Origin of the sequence: Pseudoclavibacter sp. VKM Ac-2867, from assembly GCF_015351275.1 — a bacterium.
Classification (GTDB): domain Bacteria; phylum Actinomycetota; class Actinomycetes; order Actinomycetales; family Microbacteriaceae; genus Pseudoclavibacter.
This window is the reverse complement of sequence record NZ_JADKSL010000013.1, coordinates 58,567-82,084: the sequence shown is the minus strand read 5'-3', so window position 1 is coordinate 82,084 and position 23,518 is coordinate 58,567. Positions and strand designations below refer to the sequence as shown.

Annotated in this window: 15 protein-coding genes and 1 tRNA gene; 15 read left to right on the top strand and 1 reads right to left on the bottom strand. The window is 70.0% G+C overall.

Annotation, left to right across the window (positions count from 1 at the left end; translation table 11 throughout):
- The first annotated feature begins 18 nt into the window (after positions 1 to 18).
- Entirely contained in the window at positions 19 to 300 is a 282-nt protein-coding gene (locus ITJ67_RS13355) for a Rho termination factor N-terminal domain-containing protein (protein ID WP_160072573.1), read from the top strand.
- A gap of 192 nt (positions 301 to 492) precedes the next feature.
- Here the strand turns inward: ITJ67_RS13355 and ITJ67_RS13350 are convergent, their stop codons facing one another.
- Positions 493 to 1,155 carry an MBL fold metallo-hydrolase gene (locus ITJ67_RS13350; protein WP_194677976.1) on the bottom strand — a complete coding sequence of 221 codons (663 nt, stop codon included), beginning with the start codon at positions 1,153 to 1,155 and terminating at the stop codon, positions 493 to 495.
- 241 nt (positions 1,156 to 1,396) lie between these two features.
- Here ITJ67_RS13350 and ITJ67_RS13345 point away from each other — a divergent pair.
- The 14 genes from ITJ67_RS13345 (at position 1,397) to murA (ending at position 23,518) form a co-directional block, all read left to right on the top strand.
- Positions 1,397 to 1,472: transfer RNA gene (locus ITJ67_RS13345), tRNA-Glu, on the top strand.
- Between the two features lie 312 nt (positions 1,473 to 1,784).
- A complete protein-coding gene (locus ITJ67_RS13340; RefSeq protein WP_194677975.1) occupies positions 1,785 to 3,545 on the top strand; it encodes an ABC-F family ATP-binding cassette domain-containing protein in 1,761 nt (586 codons plus the stop codon).
- A 132-nt stretch (positions 3,546 to 3,677) separates the two neighbouring features.
- The gene (locus tag ITJ67_RS13335; RefSeq protein WP_323741463.1) at positions 3,678 to 4,568 is read left to right on the top strand and encodes a PP2C family protein-serine/threonine phosphatase; all 891 of its coding nucleotides are present in this window, start codon (positions 3,678 to 3,680) and stop codon (positions 4,566 to 4,568) included.
- Between the two features lie 2 nt (positions 4,569 to 4,570).
- On the top strand, positions 4,571 to 6,283 hold the full coding sequence (locus ITJ67_RS19760; RefSeq protein WP_228502832.1) for an FHA domain-containing protein: 1,713 nt from the start codon (positions 4,571 to 4,573) through the stop codon (positions 6,281 to 6,283).
- A gap of 2 nt (positions 6,284 to 6,285) precedes the next feature.
- Positions 6,286 to 8,037 carry a serine/threonine-protein kinase gene (locus ITJ67_RS13325; RefSeq protein WP_194677973.1) on the top strand — a complete coding sequence of 584 codons (1,752 nt, stop codon included), beginning with the start codon at positions 6,286 to 6,288 and terminating at the stop codon, positions 8,035 to 8,037.
- Between the two features lie 26 nt (positions 8,038 to 8,063).
- Positions 8,064 to 8,855 (top strand): hypothetical protein, encoded by a 792-nt coding sequence (locus ITJ67_RS13320; RefSeq protein WP_228502829.1) that lies wholly within the window; start codon positions 8,064 to 8,066, stop codon positions 8,853 to 8,855.
- A 147-nt stretch (positions 8,856 to 9,002) separates the two neighbouring features.
- Complete coding sequence (locus tag ITJ67_RS13315) at positions 9,003 to 14,348, top strand: Ig-like domain-containing protein (RefSeq protein ID WP_194677972.1); 5,346 nt, start codon at positions 9,003 to 9,005, stop codon at positions 14,346 to 14,348.
- Positions 14,349 to 14,418: 70 nt separating this feature from the next.
- Positions 14,419 to 15,387 carry an AAA family ATPase gene (locus ITJ67_RS13310; RefSeq protein WP_194677971.1) on the top strand — a complete coding sequence of 323 codons (969 nt, stop codon included), beginning with the start codon at positions 14,419 to 14,421 and terminating at the stop codon, positions 15,385 to 15,387.
- Positions 15,387 to 16,616 (top strand): DUF58 domain-containing protein, encoded by a 1,230-nt coding sequence (locus ITJ67_RS13305; protein ID WP_194677970.1) that lies wholly within the window; start codon positions 15,387 to 15,389, stop codon positions 16,614 to 16,616. Before ITJ67_RS13310 ends, ITJ67_RS13305 begins: the two co-directional genes overlap by 1 nt.
- 179 nt (positions 16,617 to 16,795) lie before the next feature.
- The gene (locus ITJ67_RS13300) at positions 16,796 to 19,093 is read left to right on the top strand and encodes a transglutaminase domain-containing protein (protein ID WP_194677969.1); all 2,298 of its coding nucleotides are present in this window, start codon (positions 16,796 to 16,798) and stop codon (positions 19,091 to 19,093) included.
- Positions 19,029 to 19,817: an FHA domain-containing protein gene (locus ITJ67_RS13295; protein WP_194677968.1), complete on the top strand. Its 789-nt coding sequence runs from the start codon at positions 19,029 to 19,031 to the stop codon at positions 19,815 to 19,817. Before ITJ67_RS13300 ends, ITJ67_RS13295 begins: the two co-directional genes overlap by 65 nt.
- Positions 19,818 to 20,025: 208 nt before the next feature.
- Positions 20,026 to 21,522, top strand: a complete 1,497-nt coding sequence (leuC, locus tag ITJ67_RS13290; RefSeq protein WP_194677967.1) for a 3-isopropylmalate dehydratase large subunit — start codon at positions 20,026 to 20,028, stop codon at positions 21,520 to 21,522.
- Positions 21,522 to 22,151: a 3-isopropylmalate dehydratase small subunit gene (leuD, locus tag ITJ67_RS13285; RefSeq protein WP_160072553.1), complete on the top strand. Its 630-nt coding sequence runs from the start codon at positions 21,522 to 21,524 to the stop codon at positions 22,149 to 22,151. Before leuC ends, leuD begins: the two co-directional genes overlap by 1 nt.
- Positions 22,148 to 23,518 (top strand): UDP-N-acetylglucosamine 1-carboxyvinyltransferase, encoded by a 1,371-nt coding sequence (gene murA, locus ITJ67_RS13280; protein ID WP_104240609.1) that lies wholly within the window; start codon positions 22,148 to 22,150, stop codon positions 23,516 to 23,518. Before leuD ends, murA begins: the two co-directional genes overlap by 4 nt.

The window sequence follows — 23,518 nt, the reverse complement described above, 5'->3', positions numbered from 1 at the left end:
GAGCGAGAGGAACAGCCGATGGCCAAGAAGAAATCCGGCGCCGACAGCCAGCCGAGCTTGAAGGATGAGGAGCTCTACGAGAAACTGCGCGACGAGGGCAACTCGAAGCAGAAAGCCGCCAGGATCTCGAACGCAGCCGCCCGGAAGGGGCGAAGCGAGGTCGGCAAGAAGGGCGGGGAAGCCGGCTCCTACGAGGATTGGACCGTCGACGAGCTGCGGAAGCGGGCCAGGGAGCTCGAGCTGACCGGGTACTCCGGCAAGCGCAAGAGCGAGCTCATTGACCTGCTCCGCGAGCATTGACATGCTCCGCGATCACTGACGTGCTCCGCGATCACTGACGTGCTCCGCGAGCACTGACGTGCTCCGCGAGCACTGACGTTGGCCCGCCAGGTGGCCCGGCCAGGGGTGCCCGGGTGGCCCGGCTCGGCCGCCCTGTCAGGCCAGCTGGCACGCCAGCGTCAGCGTCAGCGTCAGCGTCAGCGCGGCCGGGCGTCAGTCGAGCTCGAGTGTCTCGAACGGCTGCAGGTCGATGAGGTTCGCACCGACCCGATCGGCGGATTCGCGCAGACGCGTGACCGCGAGCGCCTTGCCGACCTTGGCCAGCAGCATCTCGTGCACGGGCAGCACTCGCTTGGGGCGCACCCGCTCGACGTAGTCCATCGACTCGGCGAGGCGCATCCACGGCGCGTTCGCGCAGACCGCGAGCACGTCGATGTCGACTCCCTCCGGCGCGACGTAGGCATCGCCGCCGTAGTAGAGGGCGCCGCGTTCCACGAGCACGCCGATGTTCTCGATGCGGGGGATCGAGCTGTGGATGATGGCGTGCTCGCCGCCGAAGAACTGCAGGTCGAACCCCCCGACCAGCACCGATTCCCCGGCAGCGACATCGATGACCTCGCCGATGTCGGGGAGGTCTGCCGCGATGATCTTCTCCGCAGCGGACGGCGTCGTGAAGATGGGCGTCCGCGGATTCCGAGACAGGATGCGCGTCAGCTGCTCCGGCGTCCAGTGGTCGTCGTGCTCGTGCGTGATGACGATGGCGACCGTCCCGGCGGCCTCCGTGATCGGGGTCGTGAACTTGCCCGGATCGATGAAGAGACGCGAGCCGCTCTTCTCGATCGAGAGTGCGGCGTGCTCGAGCTTGGTGAGGCGCATGTTCCCCCTTGATGGCAGCGGCCCCGTGCAGGCCCAGACGAGGTGCAACGCTAGCAACTCGTGACTGACGGACTCCTCGACGGGTGGCCCGTTCCATGGGTCATCGACCGGCAGTGCGGCCCGGGGCTGGCGAGGATTCTGGTCGGGAGTGTGGCCCGGAATGGCGGGCGACGCGCCGACTCCGAAAACCCGATTTGCTTTGCCGTTCCCCGGTGTGCCAGAATATCCGAGTTGCCAAAACGGTCCCATCGTTTAGCGGCCTAGGACACCGCCCTCTCACGGCGGCAGCGCGGGTTCGAATCCCGCTGGGATCACCAACACAAGCCCGGTTCGAGAATTATCTCGCACCGGGCTTCGTGCATTCCGGCCGAGCTCTATGTGCTTCACCGGGTCTATGTGCTTCACCGGGTCTATGTGCTTCACCGGCGCTGTGTGCTTCACCGGGCTCTGCGTACTTCAGTCGGTTTTCGGCGTCCGGTGCTAAAGTCTCTGCGTTCTTGTCCCCGAAGATTGGCAGGCCGGTGAAGATCCTCGACGCCCCCGCACCGCACTCCGTGCGCTGACGCCCGTCGAACCCACCTCCTGAGGCTCCCGGTGTCAGTGCGCGCACTGAACTTTCAGGGAGCACCGTGTCTCAGCCGACACCGAAGAACAACCACCCACTCTCGTTCGACCACCTCAGCCTGAGCTGGCCGGACGGGTCCCCGGCCATCGATGCGCTCACCGGGGCCTTCCCGCCCGGCCGAACCGGCCTCGTGGGCCGAAACGGCAGCGGCAAGTCGACGCTGCTGCGCCTGCTCGCGGGAGAACTGGTGCCGACGGGAGGCGCGGTCCGAGCTGATGCGGACGTGGCCTACCTGCCGCAGCAGCTGACCCTCGACACGGAGCTTCCCGTCACCGCGCTCCTCGGCGTCGATCGCAAGATCGCCGCCCTCCGCGCCATCGAGGGCGGCTCTGTCGACCCCGCCGACTACGACGTGCTCGGTGACGACTGGGACATCGAGACGCTCGCCGCGGCCGAGCTGCGCGGCATCGGGCTCGACGAGGAGATGCTCACCCGCACCCTCGGCGGCCTCTCCGGCGGCGAGGCGATGCTCGTCGCCATCGCCGGGCTCCGCCTCGGCAGGTCCCCCATCGTGCTGCTGGACGAGCCGAGCAACAATCTCGACCGGGATGCGCGGCAGCGCCTCGCGGCGCTCGTCGAATCGTGGCGAGGCACGCTGGTCATCGCAAGCCACGACGAGGAGCTGCTCGAGCACGTCGACCAGATCGCCGAGTTGAGAGGCGGTGCGCTGGCGGTGACGGGCGGCGGGTACAGCGCCTACCTGCTGCAGCTCGAACGCGAGCAGGCGGCGGCCGCGCAGGCGCTCCGATCCGCGGAGAGCGCCCTGAGATCGGAGCAGCGCGATCGCCGCGACGCTGAGGTGAAGATCGCGAGCAGCCTCCGCGCGGGGAAGAAGGCCCAGGCCAACAAGCGCGCGCCGAAGATCCTCCTCAACGGGCAGAAGGCGCGAGCCCAGGTCTCGGCCGGGAGGCTCCGGAGCCAGCACGACTCGCGCCTCGCGGGGGCCGAGGCGGCCGTGGAGCTCGCCGAAGGGCGAGTTCGGGACGACGCGAGCATCCGCATCCACCTCCCGGACCCGGATGTCGCGACCTCCCGCCGCCTCGTGACGCTCGAGCTGGGGGCGCGCGCTGACCCCGCGCGCGCCGAACCGACGGAGCCCGGACCGTCGCACGCCGATCCTGCGCGGCCCGATCCCGCGCGGCCCGAGGCCGCGGGGCGGCTGGTCATCATGGGCCCGGAGCGCATCGCGCTGACGGGTCCGAACGGCTCCGGAAAGACGACGCTCCTCGACGCGGTCGCCGCGTCGGCGCGGTCGCTCGGCGGTGCCGGCGGTAGTGGCGGTGGCGGTGCCGGTGCCGGCGGCGAGCGCATCGAGACCCGAGGGGGAGCGTGGGTCACGGCGTCCACGGGCCGAGTCGGATACCTGCGCCAGCGCCTCGACGGGCTGGACGACGCCGCGAGCGTCCTCGAGAACTTGCAGCGCTCCGCCCCCGAGACCGCCGCCCAGGAGCTCCGCGCCCAGCTCGCGCGGTTCCTGCTGCGAGGCGCCGTCGTCGACAGGCCCGTCTCCTCGCTCTCAGGCGGCGAGCGCTTCCGGGTCTCTCTCGTGCGCCTGCTGCTCGCCACCCCGCCCGCGCAGCTCCTGCTGTTCGATGAACCCACCAACAACCTCGACCGGGAGTCGACGGCGCAGCTCGTCGACGCGCTACGCGACTACCGTGGCGCGCTGCTCGTCGTGAGCCACGATGAGCGCTTCCTGGGACGGCTCGGCGTGACGCGCCGCATCCGCCTCGACCGGCTCGGCACGATCCTGGACGGGGTGTGAGAGTCCGACGGTGTCGCGGGCCGGTCTCGCAGCAGCGCCCCCGCAATGCCACAATGGACGCACGCGCGATCTACGCGTACAAGGTGTGCCTTCGGGGCAGGCCACCCGGGCAGAGTTCCAGAGGTGCTATTTGTGAATACTGAACTGGCTTCGTCGTACGCACGCGCGGAGGAAGCCGTCGCGCTGCGCGTGAGCGCCGCCAGCGACGTCGGAAGCGTGCGCCAGGTGAACGAGGACTCCGTCCTGGCGCGCATGCCCGTCTTCTTCGTCGCCGACGGAATGGGCGGTCACGCCTACGGCGACCGCGCGAGCCAGACCGTCGTCGCGACCTTCGACGAGGAGTTCCAGGTCGAGGAGCCGGCGACCCCGGACCGCGTGCTGCGCACCATCGACCGCGCCAATCGGGCCGTCCAGGACCTCGTGACCGAAGCCGACGGGCCAGGCGCCGTGGCGGGAACCACGCTGTCCGGCATCGCCCTCGTCGACCTCGCCGACCTCGGCGCCGAGCTGCTGCACTGGATGATCTTCAACGTCGGCGACTCCCGCGTGTACGGCTGGAACGGTCGCGCGCTCGTGCAGGTGACCGTCGACCACTCCGCCGTGCAGGAGATGGTCGCCATGGGCCTCATCTCGGCAGCGGATGCGCTCATCCACCCCGACCGGAACGTCATCACGCGCGCGGTCGGCTCCGAGAGCGACGTCGAGGCCGACATCTGGCTCATGCCCGTGCACGGCCATCAGGTCTTCCTCGTCTGCTCGGACGGACTCACGAAGGAGCTCAGTGACGAGCAGATCTCGCAGGTCATGCTCGAGTACCACTCCGATCCGGAACCGGAGCTGACCCTCGCGGAGACGCTCGTGCAGACGGCCGTCGAAGTCGGCGGACGAGACAACGTGAGCGTCGTCGTCATCGACTCCGAGTACGCGAACGCCGACCAGGCATCGGTGACCCCGCCCGTCACGACGGGGCCGATCGCCGCCCCGGCCACCGACGACACCTTCGAAGACACGACGCCGAGGTAACCATGACCGAGGCACCCCACGAGGTCGAGGCAGAAGCTCCGGTGGTCTTCCGCCAGCGTCGGCATGCCCTCCTCCTGATGCGGCCGCCCGCCCCGTCGACCCCCGCGGAGTCGAGCCCCGAGCCTCGTGACGCCTGCGAGGGGACCGGGACCATCGGGGCCGCGCGCCTCGCGTTCGCCGAGGGTGCCCTCTCGTTCGACAAGGTCTTCGCCGCCATCATCGGCACAGGACCGCTCAGCGAGGTCGCCCCGTTCGTCTACTTGACGCGCGAGGGGAACGGGCTGCGTGCCTTCGCGCGAGGCCCCCTGCGCGTCGAGGAGCTGTCGAGCGGACCGCACGTCGGCATCCGACCGGCCGTCATCAGCGCGGGGGAGGCATCGACGTGGGTCGAGGTGCTCCTGCCGTCGGCGCGAGGCGTCGAGGTCACGGTGGAGAACGATCGGCGGGGACTCGACCAGGTCCCGATCCAGCTGCTCTTCGCCGACTGCGACGAGGAGATCTCCGAGACGCGTGCTCCCGTGGGCGTGGGATCGGAGACGGTCGTCGCCCCGGACCCGGATCTCGACACGCCGAACCTGCACTCGCGGGCCCTCGACTCGCTCGGCACCGACGGTCCGGACGCGGACCCGGCTTCAGGTCCAGACGGCGAAGAGAGCAGGCACATCGGCGACAGCGGGCACAGCAGCGACGCCCTCTCCGAGGCGACCATCCTCGATCTGCCGCCCGAGGCCACGACGACACCCGGCTCCGACGACGACGTCGATGCGCCGCGACTCGACCGTGACGAGCTGCCGAACCTCGACCAGTCACCGATTCGCGACCAGTCACCGATCCGCGACCGGTCACCGATCCGTGACGTCCAGACCTTCCCCGTGCCGATCCTCGACCCGGACGTCACTGCGGATCAGGTTGGGGAGCACGATGGCCGCACGATCCTCAGCGCCGAGGCGAGCCGTATCCGACAGGAGGCCTCAGCGCGCAGCGCCGCCCGCCAGGAGTTCCACGAGGGCGGCGCCGAGCAGCCGGCGGCTCCTGCGGCCCCTGCGGGCACGGAGGCGCTCCATGCTCCGGAGGCACTCGACGAGGTCGGGGAGCACGACGGCCTCACGATCGTCGGCGGCTCCCTCCGAGACCTCCGCGTCGACGATGCCCACCGCCACGAGTCCGCCGCACGCGGTGGGGACCTCGGCGACACCGTGCTCGTTCAGGCGATCTCCTCCGAGACGCGCCCGGAGGCGGACCTCGCCTCCCTCACCGCCCACGCCGCCGACCAGCGGCGGCAGCAGCACGCCGTCGACGTCCCGTCCGAGGCGTCAGCTGCGCCGAACCCGCCAGAGCAGCGCGCGGGCGGGGGAGAGGCGTCGTACATCGTCGAGCTGTCCACGGGAGCCACCGTCGACCTCTCGGGGCCGCTCGTGCTCGGAAGGGCGCCCAGCATGGGGGCGGAGCAGATAGGCGGCGTCCTCCCTCGCCACGTCAAGCTGACGGGCGCCACCGACATCTCACGCAACCACGTGCTCCTCACCGTCGAGGGCGGCGTCATCGTCGTCACCGACCTCCACTCCCGCAACGGGACCGACGTCGTCATGCCTGGGCGCGGCCCGCAGCGCCTGCGCGCGGGGGAGCCGACCGCGGTCATGCCGGACACGGTCATCGACCTCGGGAGCGGGGTCTTCCTCACTGTGCGGAACCTCGCCATGACAGCGAGGCGCTAGCCGTGGCAGGGCAGCGGCGATCCCCAGCCGAGCCGCCCGAGATCCCTGGCTACCTCTACCGAAAGCACTTAGGTTCCGGCGGGTTCTCCGACGTCTTCCTCTACGAGCAGCAGTTCCCCAGGCGCCTCGTCGCCGTGAAGGTGCTCCTCGGCGGCGACGACCTCGGCGAGACCAGCAGGCAGGCGTTCATCGGTGAGGCCAATCTGATGGCGCAGATGTCGTCGCACCCGTACATCGTCACGATCTTCCAGGCGGATGTGGCGGGCGATGGGCGTCCCTACTTCGTCATGGAGTTCGCATCCGGGCTCAGCCTCTCGGAACGCTACAAGCGCGAGCAGATCCCCGTCGAGGAGGCCCTGCGCACGGGCGTGCGCATCTCGAGCGCCGTCGCGACGGCGCACACCGTCGGCATCCTGCACCGAGACGTGAAGCCAGCGAACATCCTCACGAATGACTTCGGCTGGCCCGCTCTCACCGACTTCGGCATCTCGTCCGCCGTCGACGACGAGCTCGCCGAGGCGGATGACCTCGTCGAGGCGCCCCCCGCCGGCGGTGGCGGCCTGTCCGTGCCCTGGTCGCCGCCCGAGATGTTCGAGGACGAGCCCAAGCCCGACGTGCGCAGCGAGGTGTTCTCGCTGGGCGCGACCATCTACTCGCTCATCGCCGGCCACACTCCCTTCGAGCGCCCCGGTGAGCGGAACACGACGCTCGACCTCATCTCCCGCATCGAGCGCGGTGCCATCTCGCCGATCCTCCGCGGCGACGTGCCCCGGTCGCTCGTGAGCGTCCTGCACAAGGCAATGGCCCGCAACCCTGCCCACCGGTACCAGAGCGCGGTCGAGTTCGCCTACGCGCTGCAGCGCGTCGAGCTGGAGCTCAACTACGCACCGACCGCGATCGACGTGCCCAACATGACGATCTCGGCGACGGCCGCGACCGGCGGCGGCGATGCGGACGCGACGAGCCTGCGGCCCGTCTCCCTCATCAACGCCCAGGTGCACGAGGGGGCCCGCGCCAGCAAGGCCGAGCTGACCTCGGCGCGCGCCGTGGTCAGGGTCGCGGCTCAGCAGTCTCGGGGCGGGTTCGCCGCGAGGTACGAGACGGCCAGCGGACCCCGCACCGGCAGGCGGCCCCGCGAGACGGAGCACACCGGAGGAGCGCCGAGCGACGACTCGGGTCCGACGACGGCTCGGCCCATCACGACCCCCGGTCGCGCGGACGCCGTGCCCGCCGCCCCTGCTCGGACGTTCGGAGCCTCGTCCGGCAGCACCATCGACGCGCCCGCGTCGAGGGCAGACGAGCTTGCCCGCGAGCGCGCGGCGAACGCAGCCGCCTCTTCGAGGAAGCTCTCCAGGAACGGACTCGTCGGCGTCATCGCCGGAGGGCTCGTGCTCGTGATCGGCATCGTCGCGGCGATCTCCTGGATGCTCACCCCCGCAGACGAGGAGATCGGCCGTGCGACGACGACCCCCGTCTCCATCCAGTCTGGCGGCTTCCCCCCAGTGCTCGTTGCCCCCGTCGCCGTCCGCAGCCCCGACGGATCCGTCACCTTCTCCTGGTCGAACCCCGACCCGCAGCCGGGTGACGTCTACTACTGGAGACTCGGCGAGGGCAGCAAGGAAGGGGCGACGACAAGTGAGACCTCGGTCGTCGTTCCCAACGTGCAGGATGGCGCCGTGACGTGCATCGAGGTCGAGATCCGCCGCGGCGGGAAGGTCAGCTCCGAGCCGCTCGAAGTCTGCTATCCGCAATGACCTCGCCGATCCGCCATGATGGTGTCATGAGTGAGAGCAAGTACACCTCTGCCGCGGAAGCGAACGAGGCTCCGGAAGAGTCCATCGAGATTCCGGATTCCGATGAGCGAATCGTGAGCCAGGTGCCCCCGCTCGGGCCGCTTCGCGTCGAGTTCGTCGGCGAGTGGTACGAGTTGAACCCCGCGGACCCCTTCACGATCGGTCGAGACGCCGACCTCGTGATCGACGAGAACCCGTACCTGCACCGCCAGTTCTTGGTGCTCCAGGCGGAGTTCGGCATGTGGTGGCTCTCGAACGTTGGCTCCGTGCTCTCCGCGACGGTCACGGACGACTCCGGCCAGGTGCAGTCGTGGCTCTCGCCGGGCGCCAAGCTCCCGGTCGTGTTCCAGCACATGCAGGTCATGTTCACGGCGGGATCGACGACCTACGATTTCGCGATCCACTCCGCGTCCGACTTCTACAACACCTCGCACGTGAACATGTCGCCGTCCGGCAACACGACGCAGGCGGTCATCCACCTCACCGAGTCGCAGCGCGAGCTGATCCTCGCCCTCGCAGAAGATGTCCTGCGCAACGCCGTTCCAGGGCGCGGGGTCATCCCGAGCTCGGCGGACGCGGCGGCTCGCCTGGGCTGGACGCTCCCGACGTTCAACCGCAAGCTCGACAACGTGTGCGACAAGCTCGACAAGTTCGGAGTCTCCGGGCTGCGCGGCGGCCGTAGCAAGCTCGCCTCGAACCGGCGAGCGCGTCTCGTCGAGTACGCCATCTCGACTCGCCTGGTGACGCCGGACGATCTGGACACGCTCGACCGGCGCTGACGGCACTCGGCGGGCAGACGCACGCCGTCGCTCTCGCCGGGGCACGGGCAGCACTCCCTGTCGCGCTGGCATCGAGTCCTCGTGCACAATGAAGTCTCGTGCGCTCCGAGGTGAGGCACTGACGAGCTCTGCTGGGGGTGGGTACGCATGCGCCGAACAGCGCCGACCCCGCGAAGCCGCCGGCAGCTCGCGATGGCGCTTGTCATGGCGCTCCTCATCGGCACGCCCCTGCTCTTCGCCCTCCTCCACGAGGGCTTCGCCGCGGCCGAGGTCGAGCTGGAGAGCAGCGACGTCTGGGTGTCGAACAGCTCGGACCTCCGAGCAGGCCGGCTCAACGCGCAGATCCAGGAGCTCGACGCGAGCGTGAGCCTCGTGACGGCGGATGTCGGCATCCTGCAGGACGGCGACACCGTCTTCCTGCATGACCAGACCAGCGGCTCGCTCGGCCGCGTCGACCCGGCTCTCACCGACCTGCGTGAGAGCATCCTGACGCCCGCGGGCAGTCGCAGCTCCTACGGGGGTGGCGTCCTGGCGCTCCTCGACCCGGCCACGGGACGGCTCTGGCTCATCGACGCCACGCAGCCGCTCGCGTTCGACGCCGCGACCGCGGAGCCGGTGGCGGAGCTCGGCGCCGACGCCCAGGTCCTCGTGACCTCGCTCGGCACGGTGCTCGCCGTCGCACCGGAGCAGCAGCAGATCCTGCGCATGGAGGGCATCGGCGGTGAGCAGCTCTGGGAGCCGCTCGCGGGAGCCCCCGTCGACTACGAGCTCACTGCCGTCGGCGAGCAGCCGGTGGTGTTCGACACCGCCGCACGTGCGCTCCTCGTCGACGGGCAGGCCCGTGGGGTGCCGGAGAGCGCGCTGCGCGTGCAGCTCCAGGGTGCGGCGTCCCCCGATGTGGTGCTCGCGACCGGCGACGGGATCCTGCGCGTGCCGCTCGGCGGTGGCGAGGCCGCTGCGGCCCCGGCGGGCATCGACGGCTCGCTGGCGACCGCCCAGGGCACGGCGCGCCCCGCCGTGGTCGCGGGCTGCGCGCACGCCGCCTGGGCGCAGGCCGCCGTCACGATGATCGCGTGCGGTGACGAGCAGCCGAGCGTGCAGTCCATGTCGACGCCGCCCCTCGGCGAGCTCCTGTACCGCGTCAACCGCAACGTCGTCGCGCTCAACGACGTCGCCACGGGCCAGGTGTGGCTGCCGCAGGAGAACATGCGCCTGGTCGAGAACTGGAACGAGCTCGTCCCGCCGGAGGACACCGACGGCACGGAGGGCGAGAACGAGGCCACCGAGGAATCGTTCGAGGCGACCCTCGCCGAGCGTGGCGAGGAGAACACCCCGCCCGAGCTCGTCGACGACTCCTACGGGGTCCGGGCCGGATCGACCGCCTACCTCACGGTCCTCGACAACGACTCGGACGTCGACGGCGACATCCTCACGATCACCGGTCTCTCCGCAGACCCGCCGCCATCGTTCGGCGAGCTGCGCGTCATCGACGACGGCCGGGCCCTGCAGTTCCGCGCCACGGAGGGAGCATCGGGCGAGCAGACGCTCACGTACACGGCCTCGGACGGCAGGCCGGGAGGCGTGGCGGAGGCACGGGTCACGATCCGCATCCAGCCGGCCGATGCGGAGAACCAGGCCCCGACGACGAACCGCACGAGCGCCGTGGCGGTCGAGGCTGGCCAGAAGATCTCCTACAACGTGATGCCCGACTGGACGGACCCGGAGGGCGACCCCGTCTTCCTCCAGGGCGCCACCGCTCCCGTCGGCGACACCGTCAGCTTCACGCCGGACGGACGCATCACCTTCACCGCCGTCAGCGCAGAGCTGGGGGAGCGGGTCGTGCCGTACCTCGTCTCGGACGGCACCGCGCAGGTGGCCGGCGAGCTGCGCATCCGCGTCGAGGCGCCCGGCACGCTCGGGCCGATCGGCACGCCGGACTTCGCGCGCGGAGTCATCGGCGACTCCATCACGGCGCAGCCGCTCGTGAACGACCTCTCTCCCAACGGTCAGGCGCTCGAGCTCGTCGAGATCGCCGAGCTCGGCACCAACACGGGAGGCGCGAGCTTCAACCCCGACCTCGGCACCGTCACCTTCACCTCGGCGAGCGCCATGACCGCCTACGTGCAGTACACGGTCTCGGCGGGGGCGGCCACGTCGGTCGGCATCATCCGCTTCGACGTCGAGGAGCCCGTCGAGGGCGCGGCGCAGGTGACCGCGGTGCGCGACCTCGCCTACCTCCGCCCTGGCCAATCGAACGTCGTGAACGTGCTCGGCAACGACGTGTCCACCGGAACGGGCGTGCTATCCGTGCAGAGCGTGGAGACCACCGACGATGCCCGCAGAGCAGGCCTCGCCGTCGAACTCATCGACAACACGATCGTGCGCCTCTCTTCGCAGTCCGCGATCCAGCAGTCCATCGAGCTCCCGTACACGATCACCGACGGCGCATCGACGTCGGTCGGCTACATCGTCGTCGTCCCGGTCGAGCCCGCCGTGACGCACGAGCCGCCCGTCGCCGTCGACGACACGAGGCGCGTGCGCGCCGGCGACTACACGAGCGTCTCCGTGCTCGAGAACGACTCCCACCCCGACGAGGCGCAGATGTCCCTCTCGCCCGCCCTCAGCACCGTGCAGGTCGGAGACGGCTACGCCTTCGTGTCCGGCGACGACGTCCGCCTCCAGGCCCCGTCCGAGCCCGGCACCTACTCGCTCGGCTACACCGTCGTCGACGAGCACGGCGAGCAGGCGGGGGCGACCGTGTCCTTCCAGGTGACGGCGCCCGACGAGTCGAGCAACCGGCCGCCGGCACCCGGCGTCGACACCGCCAGGGTCTTCGAGGGCGCGAGCGTGCGCATCGAGGTGCCGCTCGACGGCATCGACCCAGACGGCGACTCGGTCGAGCTCACGCAGCTCGTCGACGTTCCGACGCTGGGCTCCGTGAGCGAGGTCACGCAGACCTCCTTCGTCTACGAGGCGTTCCCTGGAGCCACGGGCACCGACGTGCTGCGGTACGAGGTCGTCGACGGGTACGGCCAGCGCGCCGAGGGCACGATCAGGGTCGGCGTCGTCGCCCGTCCCGCCGCGACAGCGCCCCCGATCGCGGTCGACGACAACGTGCGCGCCAAGCCGGGCCTGCGCATCGCGGTCCCCGTGCTGAAGAACGACTCCGACCCGAACGGCTACACGCTTGAGCTCGTGCCCGAGCTCGTCGGCGTCGACCCGAGCCTCGAGGCCGAGGTCGACGGCGACTCCGTCATCGTCACGGTGCCGAGCGACGGGGAGTTCATCTCCGTTCCGTACACGATCATCAACGGCCAGGGCGGGCAGGACGCCGCCTTCATCCACGTCACGATCAACGCGGATGCGCCCACGCTTTCTCCGACGGCGGTCGACCACGTGGTGCGCCTCGACGACTTCGCTGGCGCCGAGACGCTCAGCATCGACGTGCGAGACGGCGCCACCAACCCGGGCGGGAGAGTCAGCGAGCTCGCGGTCGACCTCGCGGGGGCCGGCGCGGGAGCCGCGACCGTCGAGGACGACGGACGGGTCACGGTCTCGCTCAGCGACGTCCGGCAGATCGTCGTCTACCGGCTCACCGCCGAGGACACGGGGCTCACCGCGGCGGGCTTCATCATGGTGCCAGCCCTCATCACGGAGGAATCCAAGCGCCAGTCGCCGTTCCTCATTCCTGACCTCCCCGCCCAGAAGGCGAAGGTCGGCGAGTCGATCTCGTGGGACGTCAACGACCTCGTGCGTGCCCCGTCCGGCAACCGCGTCTCGCTCATCAACCCCGAGCAGGTGTGGGCCGAGCAGGCCGACGGCAGCCCGCTCGTGGAGAGCGACACCAGGCTGAAGTTCACCCCGAAGCCCGGCTTCCGCGGGCCGGCATCCATCACCTTCCAGGTGTCAGATGCAGAAAGCGCCGACGACCAGAACGCCGGCATCGCGACCATCCGCGTTCCGATCACGGTCGGCGACCCCGACTTCTACGACGTCGCACCGACCTTCGTCGCACCCCAGCTCACCGTCGAGCAGGGCACCGAGCAGAGCTTCGACCTCCGCACCGCTACCGGCCACCCGAACAAGGACGTCGTTCCCCAGGTGGAGTTCTCGAAGCTCACGGGCGGCACGGGCGAGCTGCAATCGAGTCTCGACGGCAGCACCGTCAAGGTCGCCGCTGGGGTGGACGCGAAGGTCGGTACCGTCGCCAAGTACACGATCACCTACACGTTCCGCGACTTCGTGCAGACCGGAACCGTCACGGTGACCGTCGTCTCCACCTCCAAGCCGCTGCCGCGCGCCGTTCCGGACGAGCAGCTCGCCCGCCGCAACGGGCCCGTCATGGTGGATGTCACCGCCAACGACTTCAACCCGTTCCCCGAGTCCCCGCTGACGCTCATCTCCGCGAGCGAGGTCGCGGGCTCCGCCACCGAAGCGACCGTCTCGCGCGTCGACGGGCAGCTGCGAGTGGCGCCGGCGACGAACTTCATCGGCACCATCACCATCAGCTACCGCATCGGAGACCAGACGGGCGACCCGCTCCGGGAGACGACCGGGCTCGCGACCGTCGAGGTCCAGGACGTCCCAGGCGCCCCGAGCGATGTGTCGCTCAGGAAGGGCGGCGCCCTGGGGACGCTCGCCGTGAACTGGTCTGGCGCCGTCTCCAACGGGCCGGAGATCACCGGGTACGAGGTGACGCTCACGGGCGGCGGTGCAGTCTTCACCAAGACGACGGCCGGCGACGTCTACGGCGTCACGTTCACGGAAGATGACGGCCTCGTCCTTGGCAATGACTACACGGCGACGGTCCGCGCCCTGAACTCCCTCGGCTACGGGCTTCCCGCGAGCTCGACCAGCGCCAAGCCCATCAACCTCCCGCAGGCCCCGCAGGATCTGAAGGTCGCCGACGGCCAGACTCCGCCGGGGGAGCTCACCGGCACCCTCACGGCGGAGTGGGCTGAACCGACTGCGAGCGGTGGTGGTCTCAGCGGCTACGACGTGACCGTGCAGGTCGGCGCGCAGTCGCCGACCACCACGAGCGTGCCCGCGACGCAGCTCTCGTTCGCCATCACGGGCATCCAGGTGCCGAAGTTCTCCTCCACGCCAGTGAAGGTCTCGGTCGCCGCGAAGAACGAGGCCGGTGTCTCCACCTCGACGGACCCCGTTATCGGCAACCTGAACTACACGGCGCGCATGAGCGTCGAGGTCATCGGCGGCAAGAAGGTCTCTGGCAAGCCCGACGAGGTCCGCAGCTTCGTCATCAAGGGCCAGGACTTCTCCGACGCGCCCTACACCGTCGAGTGCTACAGCAAGGCGAAGTCCGGGGAAGACAAGCTCGTCGGTACGCAGACGAACGTGAGCGGGGCCGCGATCAACGGCGAGTCGGGCACTGTGCTCGAGAAGTGCCAGGGCAGCCTCGGCGGGTACACCGTGGTCGTGTACCTGAACGGTGCGGAGGTCGCCAGAAGCAAGAAGCCCCTCGACTCGTGGTAGCAACGATGTCGGTGGTCGAGCAGACAATCGAGAGAGCCGGCGCGCACGAGCGTCGCGAAGAGGAGCCAGCATGACCGTGACCGAAGAGCAGGCCGCCTGGTTCCAGGACGCCTTCGAGCGTCTGACGACCAACATCGAGCAGGCGGTTGTCGGCAAGCGACACGTCGTCGAGCTCACGCTCACGACCCTCTTCAGCCAGGGCCACCTCCTCCTCGAGGACGTGCCTGGCACCGGCAAGACGGTGCTCGCCAAGGCGCTCGCGAAGACCATCGACGGCAGCAACAGCCGCGTGCAGTTCACCCCGGATCTGCTGCCCTCCGACGTCACGGGCGTCACGATCTTCGATCAGGGCACGCGCGCCTTCGAGTTCCACCCCGGCCCGATCTTCGCCTCGATCGTGCTCGCCGACGAGATCAACCGCGCCTCGCCGAAGACACAGTCGGCCCTCCTCGAGGTCATGGAAGAGGGGCGGGTCACGGTCGACGGCACCCCGCATCCCGTTCCCGTGCCGTTCCTCGTCATCGCCACGCAGAACCCCGTCGAGCAGGCGGGCACCTACAAGCTCCCTGAGGCGCAGCTCGACCGCTTCCTCATGAAGACGTCCCTCGGCTACCCCGACCACGCGAGCACCGTGCGGCTGCTCATGGACGCGGGCAACCGGCAGCGCGCCGACAGCGTGCCCGCGATCCTCCACGCCGAGAACGTCGTCGTCATGCAGGAGCTCGCCGCCGAGGTGCACGTCGACGAGTCGATCATGGCGTACGTGTCGGAGATCGTCACCGCCACGCGCGCCGACCGCGACGTGCTCGTCGGCGTCTCCGTCCGCGGCGCGCTTGCGCTCGCGCGCGCCGTCAAGGCCTGGGCGCTCGCGCACGGTCGCCGCTACGTCGTGCCCGACGACGTGCGCGACCTCGCACATCCCGTGCTCGCGCACCGGCTGATCCTCGACCCCGAGGCGGAGTTCTCCGGCACGACCCCGGATCAGGTCATCGACCGCTGCCTCATCGAGGTCGAACCTCCCCAGCACCGAGCCGCCTGATGACCGAGGGGCACGTCTCCACCGATGCTGAGGTCGAGTTCGCCGAGCGCGACCGCCTCACGATCGGCGACGCCATCAGGTGCGTCACGCCGCTCGGGTGGATCGTGCTCGTCGCCGGTGTCGTGCTCCTCGTCGGCGGAACCGCCTTCGGCTGGCTTGAGCTCATCGGCATCGGGGGAGTCCTCGTCGGGGTCTTCGCCGCCGCGGTGCCCTTCACGATCGGGCGCGAGAGCTTCGGCGTGCAGGTCGAGCTCGAGCCCCGGCGAGTGCGCGTCGGAGACCGAGCCCTCGGTCGGCTGCAGGTCACGAACCTCGGCGAGCGCCGCGTGCTGCCCACCCGCCTCGCGTTGCCGGTCGGGCACGCGACGGCCGAGTTCAGCGTTCCGCAACTCGCGCCGGACGAGACGCACGAGGACCTCTTCGCCGTGCCGACGAGCCGGAGGGCCGTCATCGAGGCCGGACCTGCCAGGTCGCTGCGCGGAGACCCGCTCGGGCTCCTCGAGCGGTCGACCAGGTGGACCGGGGTGCTCGAGCTGTTCGTGCACCCCCGGACGGTTCGCCTCACCGCCCAGGTCGCCGGGCTGCTCCGCGACCTCGAGGGCGTGACGGGGGAGCGCATCACCGACGACGACCTCGCGTTCCACGCGCTGCGGCCCTACGAGTCCGGCGACGACCGGAGGAACATCCACTGGCGAACCAGCGCGCGCACGGGTCTCCTCATGGTCCGGCAGTTCCAGGAGACGCGGCGCTCGCAGGCCAACGTGCTGCAGACCCTCGAGGCCGCCGCCTACGCCTCGGAGGACGAGTTCGAGCTCGCCGTCGAGGTGCTCGCGTCCCTCACGCAGGAGCTCATCAGCTCGGGCGTCGCCGTGAGCGCCCTCACGCAGAGCGGCCGTCTGCCCACCCGAGCGGTCTCGTCGATGCTTGACGGGAGCAGCAGGCTCGAGGCGTGGACGGCGAGCTCACCTTCCCTCCGCGACTTCATCGCGCTCAGCGTCAGACGCCTCCCGCAGGCGAGCATCGTGTTCCTGGTCTGCGGAAGCGCCACGACGGATGCCCAGCTCGGGCAGCTGCAGTCCGTGTACGCGGCGGACGTGACCCTCGTCGTCTTCCGCTGCGCCATCGGGCACCCCGCGAGTCGCACGCGGCTGCGCGAGACCGTCGTCTGCACGGTGCCGGAGCTCGACGACCTGCCGCGCCTGGTCCGCGAGACGCGGGTGCGCGCGTGACGGCGGCCGCGTCGGGCGGGGCCCTCGGAGAGGAGACAGCTCCGCGGCCGGCCGAACGGGGCAGGACGGGGGCTGGCAGGACGCGGCCGGGCAGAACACGGCCGGGCAGGGCAGGACGCGGCCAGGCGGCACGCGGACACCTCCGCCCTGGCCTGGAGTCGCGCACCCTCATCGACGCCTTGGTCATCGCGGTCCTGACGCTGCTCGCCTCGCTCGGCTTCGCGCCCGCCTTCGGCGGCGCCTGGTTCCTGCTCGCGGTCGCGGGCGGCCTGATCGTCGGCATCGGATCAGCGATCCTCGCGCGCTGGCTCGACCTCACTCGGCTCAACACCCTCCTCGTCGCCACCGCGGCCTACTTCCTGCTCGGCACCGCCTTCGCGCTGCCGCAGGCTGCCTTCGCGGGAGTGCTGCCGAGCTTCTCGACCCTCGCCGACCTCGCGCGCGCCCCGGTCTTCGCCTGGCGCGACGCCGTGACGCTCTCCACCCCGCTCCTCGCCCCCGCCTACCTCGCGGTGCTCCCGTACTTCGCGGCGGCCGTCACCTCCCTCGTCGCCATGATCCTGCTGCTGTGGGTCGCCCCGAAGCGGCCTGGGGCGATCTGGCCACCGAGCCTCGCGCTCCTCGGCCCCCTGGCGGTCCTCGCGAGCGCCATCTTCGTCGGCACCGAGGACAGCGTCGCCGGCGTGCTGCGCGGCGGTGCCTTCGCCGTCATCGCGCTCGTCTGGCTCAGCTGGCGCCGCGGCCTCGGCAACATCGCGTCGACTGGGGCGAGGCGAGCCCTCGCGCGCTCCCGTGCGCTCGGCACCGCCGTGATCGTCCTCGTCGCCGCCGTCATCACGACCGCGGGCGGCTACGTCGCCTCCGCGACCGTCGCCGAGCAGCGCGTGGTGGCGCGCGAGCAAGTCACGCCGCCGTTCGACCCGCTCTCGCACACGAGCCCACTCGCCGGATTCCGCGAGTACTCGAAGCTCAGACCTGACTCGACGCTGTTCGACGTGACCGGTCTCGAAGGGGGAGACCGGGTGCGCCTCGCGACGCTGGAGAGCTACTCGGGCAAGTCCTGGCAGATCGCCGACCCCGCCGCGACGCTCGCCTCGACCGGCAGCTACAACCTCTCCGGTCGAGTCGTCCCGAGCGACCCCCCGCTGACGTCATCCTCCGAGCGATCGATCGACGTCACCATCCGCGACTACTCCGACATCTGGCTGCCGAGCGTCGGCATCCCCACCGACGTGAATCTCGCAGGCGGCAGCCTGCCGGACCGCAGCGGTGACTTCCGCTACAACGCCAGAACCGGGGGAGGGCTCATCACCTCCGGGCTCCGCGATGGCGACAGCTACCAGATCTCCGCGCTCGTCCAGGACCTTCCCATCGAGGGGCAGCTCGACAATGCGGCAGTCCTCGACCTCGACTATCCCGCGATGCCGTCGGCGCCCGCCGCCCTCGTCGAGCGGATGCAGAGCTACGTCGCCGGCGAGACCTCCCCATACCTGCAGCTCAAGGCCATCGAGAACGCGCTCATCGCCGAGGGCTTCTTCAGCCACGGCACGGCGAGCGACTCCGTGCCATCGCGCGCCGGACACGGGCTCGACCGCATGCAGGAGCTCTTCGACCTCCGCTACCTCGTCGGCGACCAGGAGCAGTACGCGTCCGCGATGGCGATCATGGCCCGCCAGCTCGGGTTCCCCGCCAGGGTCGTCATGGGCTACGCGCCGGAGCAGATCTCGGCAGACGGCACCACCGAGGTGCGAGGCTCCGATGTCACCGCCTGGGTCGAGGTGCCGTTCGAGGGCTTCGGCTGGGTCGCGTTCGACCCGACGCCGGAGCAGACCGACGTGCCCGTCAACACGACCACCGACCCGCAGTCCAAGCCGAAGGCGCAGGTGCGTCAGCCCCCGCAGACGCAGGAGAAGCCAGACGAGCTCCTCACGAGCGCCGACGAGCGACGACAGGAGGAGGAACCCGATGACGAGGAGACGTGGCCTGCCTGGGCGCTCACGCTCGGCATCTCCCTCGCCGTCCCCCTCGCGCTGTTCCTCGTCCCACTGATCGCCGTCGCGCTCCTCAAGCGCAGGCGGCGGAGCCGGCGGCTCCGGGAGGGCAGCCCCGACCGGCGCGCGGCCGGGGCGTGGAGCGACAGCATCGACCGCTTCGCCGAGCTCGGCTACCCGATTCCGCTCCGAGCGACCCGGATCCAGACCGCTGGCGCCGTGCATCCCTCGCTCGTCCCGCTCGCCGACCGAAGCGACCGGGCCGTGTTCGGCGACGACCCCGTGAGCGACGAGGACCTGGCCTCGCTGTGGGCTGACGCGGACGCCGCCGTCGCCGAGGCGAGGGGGTCCGTCGGCTTCTGGCGCCGCCTGCGTGGACTCTTCACGTTCCGCCGCGCCCCACGCCCCGTATCATGGCCCCGTGGAACATTCTGGGTTCATCGGGGTGCCGCCCGGGCTGATCGGGCAGGGCGCGATCATGCCTGAGGCAGCGAACACGTCGGGTCGGCCCGAATGGTCGCCGCCGTCGGCAGCGAACGGCGGGGCGCAGGAAGCGCCAGCCGACGACTGGCTGCGCGCTGAGCTCGACGACGAGTACCCGCTTCCCCCGATGCCAGCGCCACGGCCGAGGCTCTCCCCGCAGCAGCCCTCGCTTCCCGACCATTCGCCGTCGGCGCACGCGCCAGCAGCGCCGTGGACAAGCGACCAGCTCGCGGCGCCGTCCGCGGCCCCCAGCGCGGCCCCGTTCGGCGGCACCCCGCAGCCTGGTCTCTCGCTCGAATCTCCGGCCGGGCTCACCGGCGCGGCGCACGCGTCCGAGACGAGGCTCGATCAGCCGGGCCACGACTCCCCGGGCGCCAGCGCCGAGCAGCCTCTGCCCGAGTGGGTGGTCGTCCTCGCCGACGGCGTCAGCGTCCCCATCTACGGGCCAGTCGTCATCGGTCGAAACCCCTCGCAGGATCGATTCCCCGACGCCTCCGTCTCCGCGGTCCCCGACATCACGCAGACCATGTCGAAGACGCACGCGCGCTTCTGGGCCGACGGCGAGCGCCTCTACGTCGACGACCTGAACTCCACGAACGGCGTCGCCCTCTTCCCCGGCGGGAATGCGCACGGCGCGCTGGCGGTTGAGCCTGGAGTCCCAGCGGAACTCCGCTCAGGCGACGTCGTGCAGCTGGGCGAGTACCGGCTCTCGATACGCCGGAGCTAGGCGCCGCCCCGCCTTCGCCCAGTCAGGAGCCGCATGCCCGAACGGATGCAGCTCATGGCCCAGAACCCGCAGAAAGGCGCAGTGTTAGCATGGTCCGCATGTCTGCCGGTCTGCTTCTCCTTTGCTGCCGCGACGGGGCCTAACTTCGCAGGTGCATCCCGTCGCGGTGTCGATGGCGCCTGAGCAGATGCGAGGAGACGCAAGCAACATGAAGACGGAAAACAGTACGCACGAGGCACAGTCGCAGCACAGGACCCTGGCTCAGAAGGTGTGGGAAGACCACCTCGTGGCCAAGGGTGAAGACGGCTCGCCCGACCTCATCTACATCGACCTGCACATCATGCACGAGGTCACCAGCCCGCAGGCCTTCGACGGTCTCCGAGTCGCGGGTCGGCCGGTGCGGCGCCCCGACCTCACCATCGCGACGGAAGACCACAACACGCCGACGGTCGACATCCTCAACCGCATCGCGGACACGACGAGCCGCACGCAGATCGAGACGCTGCGCCGCAACGCCAAGGAGTTCGGCATCCGGCTCCACCCCCTGGGCGACGCCGAGCAGGGCATCGTGCACGTCGTCGGGCCGCAGCTCGGGCTCACGCAGCCGGGCATCACGGTCGTCTGCGGCGACTCCCACACATCGACGCACGGCGCCTTCGGAGCCATCGCGTTCGGCATCGGCACGAGCGAGGTCGAGCACGTGCTGGCCACGCAGACGCTTGCCATCAAGCCGTTCAAGACGATGGCCATCAACGTCGACGGCACGCTCAAGGAGGGCGTCACGGCGAAGGACATCATCCTCGCCGTCATCGCGAAGATCGGCACGGGCGGCGGAGCGGGCTACGTGCTCGAGTACCGCGGCTCGGCCATCGAGGCGCTCTCCATGGAGGGCCGGATGACCGTCTGCAACATGTCGATCGAGGCAGGCGCTCGCGCCGGCATGGTGGCCCCGGACGACAAGACCTTCGCCTACCTGGAAGGCCGCGACCACGCCCCGGTCGGCGACGAGTGGGACGCGGCCGTCGACTACTGGCGCACCCTCAGGACCGACGACGACGCGAGCTTCGACGCCGAGGTCTTCATCGACGCCGACACCCTCGAGCCGTTCGTCACGTGGGGAACCAACCCGGGTCAGGGCATCTCCCTCAGCGGAGTCGTCCCGGAACCGTCCGACTTCGCGGACCCCAACGACCGCCAGGCCGCCGAGCGCGCGCTCGAGTACATGGCGCTCGAAGCGGGACGAGCCATGAAGAGCATCCCCGTGGACGTCGTCTTCATGGGCTCCTGCACCAACAGTCGCATCGAGGACCTCCGCGCCTTCACCTCCGTCATCCGGGGACGCCAGAAGGCCGAGGGCGTCCGCGTCATGGTCGTGCCCGGCTCTGCACGCGTGCGCCTCGAGGCGGAAGCCGAGGGCCTCGACAAGATCATCACCGAATTCGGCGCAGAATGGCGCTTCGCCGGCTGCTCGATGTGCCTCGGCATGAACCCGGACCAGCTCGAGCCCGGGCAGCGCTGCGCATCCACCTCCAACCGCAACTTCGAAGGCAGGCAGGGCAAGGGCGGACGCACGCACCTCGTGTCGCCCCTCGTCGCCGCTGCGACCGCGGTTCGGGGTACGCTCTCCAGTCCGTCTGATCTCGACGAGCCCAACGCGCCCGCCGCGAGCACCGATACCCGAACGCCGCAGGAGGTGGCCGTCTGATGGAGAAGATCACCCGCATCGAGGGAGCCGCCGTGCCGCTGCGCCGCTCCAACGTCGACACCGACCAGATCCTGCCCGCCGTCTACCTCAAGCGCGTCACGAAGACGGGCTACGAGGACGCGCTCTTCAACGGCTGGCGGCAGGACCCGGACTTCGTGCTCAACCGTCCCGAGTACCAGGACAACCCGCGCATCCTGCTCGTCGGACCGGACTTCGGCACCGGCTCCTCCAGGGAGCACGCCGTGTGGGCGCTCAAGGACTACGGCTTCCGCGCCGTCATCGGATCCCGCTTCGGCGACATCTTCCTCGGCAACGCCGGCAAGCAAGGGCTGCTTGTCGCCACGCTCGCCGAGCACCTCGTAGAACAGCTCTGGGACGCCGCCGAGGCGGCCCCGGGTGCGACTGCGGTCGTTGATCTCACCACGAACACCGTTACTGTCGGAGACATGACGGCGACGTTCGAGATCGACGACTACACGAGATGGCGTCTGCTCGAGGGGCTCGACGACATCTCGTTGACGTTGCGTGACGAACACGCGATCTCCACCTTTGAGTCACGCCGAGAGGCGTGGCGTCCGCGGACTCTTCCGATCCGCAGGTCCACCACCGCAGGGAGTGCAACTCAGTGAACACGATCACCAACGACTCGGCTCGCGCCGGCGCATCAGTCGGTCTGACCGGCGACACCATCGTCTTCAACGGCGGACGCCCGCTCTCGGGTCGCATCGAGGTGCGTGGCGCGAAGAACCTCGTCACCAAGGCCATGGTCGCGGCGCTCCTCGGCGAGGAGGTCAGCGTCCTCCGCGACGTGCCGGACATCTCCGACGTGCGCGTCGTCGCCGGTCTCCTCACGCTCCACGGCGTGAAGATCGACCGCAACGAGGTCTCCGGCGACCTTCGCCTCGACCCGACGAACGTCGAGACGGCCCACATGGCCGAGATCAACGCGCACGCCGGCTCCAGCCGCATCCCGATCCTCTTCTGCGGCCCGCTGCTGCACCGCCTCGGCGAGGCCTTCATCCCCGACCTCGGCGGCTGCCGCATCGGCGACCGGCCCATCGACTTCCACCTCGAAGTGCTCCGCAACTTCGGAGCTGTCATCGAGAAGCTCCCGAGCGGCATCCGCATGAGCGCCCCCGAGGGCCTCCACGGTGCCAAGGTCACCCTCCCGTACCCGTCGGTGGGCGCCACCGAGCAGGTCCTGCTCACCGCCGTCCGCGCGGACGGCCGCACGGAGCTGCGCAACGCGGCCATCGAGCCCGAGATCATGGACCTCATCAACATCCTGCAGAAGATGGGCGCCATCATCTCGGTGGATGCCGACCGCGTCATCCGCATCGAGGGTGTCGAGCGTCTCGGCGGCTACAGCCACAAGGCGCTCTTCGACCGCAACGAGGCAGCCAGCTGGGCCTCCGCAGCACTCGTCACGCACGGCGACATCTTCGTCGGCGGTGCCAAGCAGCCCGAGATGCTCACGTTCCTCAACGTGTTCCGCAAGGCAGGCGGAGCGTTCGAGATCCACGACGACGGCATCCGCTTCTACCACCCTGGTGGCGAGCTGCGCCCCGTCGTCATCGAGACCGACGTGCACCCCGGCTTCATGACCGACTGGCAGCAGCCGCTCGTCGTGGCCCTCACGCAGGCGCACGGCGTCTCAATCGTGCACGAGACGGTGTACGAGCAGCGCTTCGGCTTCGTCGACGCGCTCGTCGAGATGGGCAGCGACATCCAGCTGCACCGCGAGTGCCTCGGCAGCCAGGAGTGCCGCTTCGGCCAGCGCAACTTCCAGCACTCGGCCGTCATCTCCGGCCCGACGAAGCTCAAGGCCGCCGACATCGAGGTCCCCGACCTCCGCGGCGGCTTCAGCCACCTCATCGCGGCGCTCGCGGCGGAGGGCACCTCGCGGGTCTCGAACGTCGGCATCATCGCGCGCGGCTACGAGAACTTCATCGCGAAGCTCGAGACCCTCGGAGCTGACTTCACGGTTGAGGCGTAG

What these genes read in the sequence shown, in the direction of transcription:
- ITJ67_RS13355 (WP_160072573.1), top strand. Translation starts at nt 19, where the DNA reads ATGGCCAAGAAGAAATCCGGCGCCGACAGCCAGCCGAGCTTGAAGGAT.
- ITJ67_RS13350 (WP_194677976.1), bottom strand. Translation starts at nt 1,155, where the DNA reads ATGCGCCTCACCAAGCTCGAGCACGCCGCACTCTCGATCGAGAAGAGC.
- ITJ67_RS19760 (WP_228502832.1), top strand. Translation starts at nt 4,571, where the DNA reads ATGACCGAGGCACCCCACGAGGTCGAGGCAGAAGCTCCGGTGGTCTTC.
- ITJ67_RS13320 (WP_228502829.1), top strand. Translation starts at nt 8,064, where the DNA reads ATGAGTGAGAGCAAGTACACCTCTGCCGCGGAAGCGAACGAGGCTCCG.
- ITJ67_RS13315 (WP_194677972.1), top strand. Translation starts at nt 9,003, where the DNA reads ATGCGCCGAACAGCGCCGACCCCGCGAAGCCGCCGGCAGCTCGCGATG.
- ITJ67_RS13310 (WP_194677971.1), top strand. Translation starts at nt 14,419, where the DNA reads ATGACCGTGACCGAAGAGCAGGCCGCCTGGTTCCAGGACGCCTTCGAG.
- ITJ67_RS13305 (WP_194677970.1), top strand. Translation starts at nt 15,387, where the DNA reads ATGACCGAGGGGCACGTCTCCACCGATGCTGAGGTCGAGTTCGCCGAG.
- leuC (WP_194677967.1), top strand. Translation starts at nt 20,026, where the DNA reads ATGAAGACGGAAAACAGTACGCACGAGGCACAGTCGCAGCACAGGACC.
- leuD (WP_160072553.1), top strand. Translation starts at nt 21,522, where the DNA reads ATGGAGAAGATCACCCGCATCGAGGGAGCCGCCGTGCCGCTGCGCCGC.